Here is a 234-nt window from a genome sequence, read left to right on the forward strand (position 1 = left end):
ACCAAACGATATCAATGGGATTTAAATAAGATGACTCCGGTTCAGTACCGGAATCATCTGTTAGCTGCTTGAGTCCCTTTTTAAAGCTGTCTAAAATTGGGGGCACGGTTCCGATAGAAACAGCACACTTTGTTCCACCAATATCAATTCCAACTAATATAGTCATCTTAGAAAATATTCCTCCTCTAACATTGCACAAAGCGCATGGTAGATTGGAACGTGCTTCTCTTGTAT

The 234-nt window shown here is 39.7% G+C and carries 1 protein-coding gene; it reads left to right on the top strand.

The window, feature by feature from the left end:
• A partial coding sequence (locus tag BTHG_RS27870; protein WP_408605265.1) for an IS3 family transposase occupies positions 1–72 on the top strand: 72 nt, incomplete at its 5' end.
• Positions 73–234 lie beyond the last annotated feature (162 nt).

Origin of the sequence: Bacillus timonensis, assembly GCF_000285535.1 — a bacterium.
In the GTDB taxonomy this organism is placed as follows: domain Bacteria; phylum Bacillota; class Bacilli; order Bacillales; family Bacillaceae_L; genus Ferdinandcohnia; species Ferdinandcohnia timonensis.